Origin of the sequence: Xanthobacter autotrophicus, assembly GCF_029991245.1 — a bacterium.
GTDB classification, from domain to species: domain Bacteria; phylum Pseudomonadota; class Alphaproteobacteria; order Rhizobiales; family Xanthobacteraceae; genus Xanthobacter; species Xanthobacter autotrophicus_C.
Window position 1 is genome coordinate 1 of the sequence record NZ_JAIVFO010000206.1, and the last position, 5,764, is coordinate 5,764.

At 71.2% G+C, this 5,764-nt stretch carries 5 protein-coding genes; 4 read left to right on the plus strand and 1 reads right to left on the minus strand.

The window, feature by feature from the left end; all coding sequences use genetic code 11:
• Positions 1 to 305 precede the first annotated feature (305 nt).
• From K9U41_RS21410 to K9U41_RS21420, 3 genes are all read left to right on the plus strand, one after another.
• Positions 306 to 536 (plus strand): hypothetical protein, encoded by a 231-nt coding sequence (locus tag K9U41_RS21410; protein ID WP_282642869.1) that lies wholly within the window; start codon positions 306 to 308, stop codon positions 534 to 536.
• Positions 533 to 1,957 (plus strand): amidase, encoded by a 1,425-nt coding sequence (locus tag K9U41_RS21415; protein WP_282642870.1) that lies wholly within the window; start codon positions 533 to 535, stop codon positions 1,955 to 1,957. The genes K9U41_RS21410 and K9U41_RS21415 overlap by 4 nt, the downstream gene beginning before the upstream one ends.
• Positions 1,958 to 2,081: 124 nt before the next feature.
• Positions 2,082 to 3,668, plus strand: a complete 1,587-nt coding sequence (locus K9U41_RS21420; RefSeq protein ID WP_432715840.1) for an acyl-CoA synthetase — start codon at positions 2,082 to 2,084, stop codon at positions 3,666 to 3,668.
• 21 nt (positions 3,669 to 3,689) lie between these two features.
• Here K9U41_RS21420 and K9U41_RS21425 read toward each other — a convergent pair whose 3' ends face one another.
• A complete protein-coding gene (locus K9U41_RS21425; protein WP_282642871.1) occupies positions 3,690 to 5,360 on the minus strand; it encodes a GMC family oxidoreductase in 1,671 nt (556 codons plus the stop codon).
• A 119-nt stretch (positions 5,361 to 5,479) separates the two neighbouring features.
• On the opposite strand from K9U41_RS21425, the gene K9U41_RS21430 reads away from it, so the two are divergent.
• Positions 5,480 to 5,764, plus strand: a 285-nt coding sequence (locus K9U41_RS21430) for a LysR family transcriptional regulator (protein ID WP_282642872.1), incomplete at its 3' end; no start/stop codon positions are given.

The window sequence follows — 5,764 nt, forward strand, 5'->3', positions numbered from 1 at the left end:
CTCCCCCGCACGCGGGACAGGGGGGCGGATCACCCCTGTGGGAGCGGCAGCTTGTCGTCCCGCGCGTAGGTGAAGCCTCTCCTTCCCGAGGCGGGATGTTTCCGGCCTTGGGCCTTGGGACCAGAACTCGGCAGCAGCCGAGTTCTGGGTGGGAGAGGGGGCGACGGCGCTTCGTTTCGAACCGAAACCTCACGGGCGTGCGGGCCGCCTTCTCCATGCCCGATGCAGCCTCTACACTCGGAGCGAATCCCGCCCTCCCGAAGCGCCGTCCGCGCCCTCAGCGCGCTGCCCCAGGAACCTCGACCATGACCGAAGACGACATCGCCCTGCGCGTGGGCGCGGACAACGGCGTTCCGCTCACGCAGGCGGAGGCGCGGGCCGTTTCCGCGATCGCCCGCGATCTCAACGCCCGCGTGGCGGCCGGCGCCGACCAGCGCCTCTCCCTCGACGCCGCGCCGTGGAGCTTCGCCACCCTGTGCGCCGAAATCGCCGCCGAAAAGACCGTCCGGAAGACCGGACCGGAGGCGGGCGAATGAGCGGCTTTTTCACCCTCGGCGTGGTCGAGATGGCCGATGCCGTGGCCGACGGTTCGGTCTCGTCCGAAGCCCTCACCGAGGAGGCGCTGAAGCGGCTGGAAACCCTCGGCCCGCGCTACAATGCAGTGATGCAGGTCGAGCCCGAGCGGGCGCGGGAACAGGCGCGCGGCATCGATCTCGCACGGGCGCGGGGCGACAAGCTGGGGCCGCTTGCCGGCGTGCCTTTGGCCCACAAGGACCTGCTCTATCGCGCCGGCCGCATCGCCACCGGCGGCTCGCTGATCCGCAAGGATTTCGTGCCGGATGTGACCGCCAGCGTGCTGGAGCGGCTGGATGCGTCGGGTGCGCTGGATCTGGGCTCCCTGCACCTGGCCGAGTTCGCGCTTTCGCCCACCGGCTTCAATCTCCATTACGGCCATGGCCTCAGCCCGTGGAACACCGCCTATGGCGCCGGCGGCTCCTCCTCCGGCTCGGGGGCGGCGGTGGCGGCGCGTCTTGTGCCGGGGGCGCTTGGCTCGGACACCGGCGGCTCCATCCGCCATCCCTCGGCCATGTGCGGGGTGACGGGCCTGAAGCCCACCCATGGCCTCGTGCCGCTTTATGGCGCCATGCCGCTGGCGCCGAGCCTCGACACCATCGGCCCGCTCACCCGCACCGCCCGCGATGCGGCGCGGATGATGACGGCCATCGCCGGCCCCGACTCGCGCGATGCCGCCACCCTGCCGGCCCCGCGCCTCGATTTCGAGGGCGCTCTGACGGGCGACCTGAAGGGCCTCACCATCGCCGTGCCCTCCGGCTCTTACCGGGAGCTGGCGACGCCGGAGATCGCGGCGCTCATGGATGACAGCCGCGCCGTGCTGAGGGAGGCCGGCGCTCGCCTCATCGAGACCAGCCCGCCCGACATGGCGCTGGTGAACGCGCTGATGCAGGTGGTGATGCTGGTGGAGATGGCCACCCTCCACCGCCGCTGGCTCACCGAGCGGCCGCAGGACTACAGCGCCCAGGTGCGCGCCCGCATGCTGCCCGGCCTCGCCCTGCCGGCCACGCGCTACGCCGAAGCCCTGATGATGCGCGCCAGCGTCACGCGGGACTGGCTCGCCGCCGCCATGGGCGCGGCGGACATGGTACACATGCCGACCCTTCCCGTTCCCGTGCCCAGCATCGCCGAGACCACCGCCGGGCCGCCGGAGGACATCGCCGCCACCGTCGGCCGCATCGCGGCCTTCACCCGCGGCATCAATTATCTCGGCCTGCCGAGCCTGTCGGTGCCGTGCGGCTTCACCGCCAACGGCCTGCCGGCCGCCTTCCAGCTGGTGGGCCGGCCCTATGCCGAGCCGGTCCTGCTCAAGGCGGGCGATGCCTATCAGCGCCGCACCGATTTCCATAGGCTGCTGCCGCCCGGCTGCGGGCCGCTGGCCTGAGCCGGCCAACCGGGCCGTTCACGCCATCCGCGTGGTTGCTGCCCGGGCCGATCTGATGCCATTGCCCGGCAGCCGGTGCCGTCTGGCCATGGCAGTCCGTGCTGGTCCAAGATGAGTGCCCAAGATGAGTGCCATGGTCCCCGTCATGAGCCACACCCCGTCCGATGCCCCCTTCGCCGCCCCGTCACGCGGCGTGCATGGTCCTTTCAACCTCGCCCGCCATTGCCTCGACCAGGGGGCGGATGCGGCCAAGCCCGCCCTGCTGGTGGCGGAAGGCCCCAAGGGGCGCATCGTCGAGACCTGGACCTATGGCGAGATGCGCGCCGCGGTGGCGCGCATGGCCGGGGGCTTTGCCGCCTATGGCCTGCCGCGCGGGGCGCGGGTGCTGCTGCGGGTGGGCAACACCTCGCAGTTTCCGCTGCTGTTCTTCGGTGCCATCGCGGCGGGGCTCGCGCCCATCCCCACCTCCACCCTGCTCACCCAGGACGAGGTGGACCTGATCCTCGCCGATTCCGGCGCGCGGCTCGTGGTGAGCGACGGCTCCGGCGCCATGCCGTCCACGACGGCCTCGGCGCCGGGAGCCGCCATCGTGCTCGGCCCGTCGGACATCGACCGGCTGGGGGCGGCGACGGCCCTGGATTACGCCGACACCGATGCGGAGGACCTCGCCTTCCTCGTCTACACCTCCGGCACCAGCGGGCGGCCGAAGGGGGTCGCCCATGCCCAGCGCGTGGTGCTGGGCCGAAAGCCCATGCGGGAGGGCTGGCTCGGGCTTGCGGCGAGCGACCTCCTGTTGCATGCCGGGGCCTTCAACTGGACCTACACCCTGGGCGCCGGGCTCATGGACCCATGGTCGGTGGGCGCGACCAGCATCGTCCATCTCGGCGAGCGCCCGCCCGAGGTCTGGCCGGATCTGCTGGAGGCCACCGGCGCCACGGTGTTCGCCGCCGTGCCCGGCCTGTACCGGCGCATCCTGAAATACGGGGCCGTCACGCGCCGCCGCTTCCCGTCGCTGCGCCACGGTTTGACGGCCGGCGAGGCGCTGAAGCCCACACTGCATCGCGACTGGATCAAGGCCACCGGGCGCCCGCTCTACGAGGCCCTCGGCATGAGCGAGATTTCCACCTACGTCTCGTCGGGTCCGCACGTGCCCACGCGCCCCGGCAGTCCCGGCAAGCCGCAGGCGGGCCGGCGCGTCGGCGTGCTGCCACCGGATGCGGCGGCGGATGCGGCCGACCAGCCGCTGCCACAGGGGGAGGCGGGCATCCTCGCCGTCCACCGCTCCGATCCCGGCCTGATGCTCGGCTACTGGGGCCTGCCGCAGGAGACGGCGGCGGCGATGCGCGGCGACTGGTTTCTCACCGGCGACCTCGCCCGCTTCGATGCGGACGGCTACCTCTGGTACGAGGGCCGCTCCGACGACCAGATGAACGCCTTCGGCTATCGCGTGGCGCCGGAGGAGGTGGAGCGGGCGCTGGCCGATCATCCCTCCGTCGCCGAGGCGGCGGTGGTGGAGGTGAAGTCCGGCGAGGTGTCGCTGATCACCGCCTTCGTGGTGCTCAACGAGGGGGCGGCAGGCGATGCGGACGCGCTCGGGCATCACGTGGCCCGGCATCTTGCCGAATACAAGCGCCCGCGCGCCTATGTCTTCGTGCCGGAGCTGCCGCACACGCCCTCGGGCAAGGTGTTGCGCCGTGCCCTGAGGACGTGAGCGGATTGCCTCGGGCTGGCCTCACGCTGCCGCGGTTGCGGAGGATGCGCCCAGCGCCGCATCCTCGATGGCAAGGCGCGCGCCCTTCTCGGCGATCATGGCGGTGGGCGTGTTGGTGTTGCCCGAGGTGATGGTGGGCATCACCGAGGCGTCGATGACGCGCAGACCCTCCAGGCCGAACACCCGCAGCCGTGCATCCACCACCGCCATGGGATCGTCCGGGCGGCCCATCTTCGCCGTGCCCACGGGATGGAAGATGGTGGTGCCGATATCGCCCGCCGCCTTGGCCAGCGCCGCGTCGTCCTCGCCCACCGCAGGGCCGGGCAGGTATTCCTCCGGCCGGTAGGGGGAAAGGGCCTGCTGGCGCATGAGGCGGCGGGTGACACGGATGGCATCCGCCGCCACCTGCCGGTCCTCCTCGGTGGAAAGATAATTGGGGGCGATCTGCGGCGCGGCGTCCAGCGCCCGCGAGGTGAGGCGCACCACGCCGCGCGATGTGGGCCGCAGGTTGCAGGCCGCCACCGTGATGGCCGGGAAGCGGTGCAGCGGCTCGCCGAACTTGTCGAGGGACAGGGGCTGCACGTGGAACTGGATGTTGGCCCGTTCCTGGCGCGGGTCCGAGCGGGTGAAGATGCCGAGCTGGGACGGCGCCATGGTGAGCGGCCCGCGCCGGCGCAGGGCATAGTCCACGCCCATCAGCGCGCGGCGGGGCAGGGAATAATAGGTTTCGTTCAGGGTGCGGATGCCGGAAACCTTGTAGATGGCCCGCTGTTGCAGGTGATCCTGAAGGTTGCGGCCCACCCCCGGCCGGTCGCGCACGGTCTCGATGCCGAGCGCCGAGAGCCATTCGCCGGGGCCGATGCCGGAGCGGTGCAGCACCTGCGTGGAGCCGACGGAGCCGGCGGAAAGGATGACCTCGCCGCGGGTGCGGGCCTCCATCAGCCGGCCGTTCTGCAGGTAGCGCACCCCCACCGCCCGGCCGTTCTCGATGACGAGCCGGTCCACCAGCACCCCTGTTTCCAGCCGCAGGTTGGGGCGCGACAGGGCGGGTTTCAGGAAGCCGCGGGCCGAGGACCAGCGCCGCCCGCGCTTCTGGTTCACGTGGAAATAGCCGACGCCCTCGTTGTCGCCGGTGTTGAAATCGGGCACCGAGCGGATGCCCATCTCGCCCGCAGCCTGCGCCACCTTGTCGAGCACGTCCCAGGCGATGCGCGGCGCCTCGATGCGCCAGCCGCCGCCGGTGCCGTGGATGTCGCTGGCGCCGAGGAAATGGTCCTCCAGTGATTTGAAGGCGGGCAGCACATCGTCCCATCCCCAGCCGGCAAGGCCCAATTGGCGCCAGTGGTCGTAGTCCGCCGCCTGCCCGCGCATGGAGATCATGGCGTTGATGGCCGAGCAGCCGCCGATGACCTTGCCGCGCGGATAGGCCAGCGAGCGCCCGTTCAGGCCCGGCTCGGGGTCGGTCCGGAACATCCAGTCCGCGCGCGGATTGCCGATGGCGAACAGGTAGCCCACCGGAATGTGGAACCAGATCCAGTTGTCGTTGCCGCCGGCCTCCAGGATCAGCACGCGCTTGCGCGCATCCGCCGACAGCCGGTTGGCGACGATGCAGCCGGCGGTGCCGGCGCCCACGACGATGTAGTCGTAATCCCCTTCCAGCCGTTCGGCGGCCTTTTCGTTCTGGCGCTGCATCTGGCGTTCCTCCTCGCGCTGGGTTTTGCCTTGATCCCAGCTTGCAGATTTGCACTCAAGGCCGATAGAGTCGGATCCATTCTGCAAAATTGCAGCAATTGGCGACGGATCCCGAGGCCATGGATTGGGACGACCTGCGCATCTTCCTCCAGCTGGCGCGCACCGGCCGGATGGCGGGGGCCGGGCGTGCTCTGGGGCTCGACGATACCACGGTGGGCCGCCGCGTCGCGCGGCTGGAGAAGGAGGTGGGGGCGCCCCTCGTTGCCCGCGCCGGCCGCCGCACTGTGATCACCGAGCAGGGCCAGAAGCTGGCGCAGGCGGCGGAGGAGATGGAATCCATCGTCCTGCGCAAGATCGTCGGCCTCGGCGAAGCCGGCATGCAGGTGGCGGGGCGGGTGCGTATC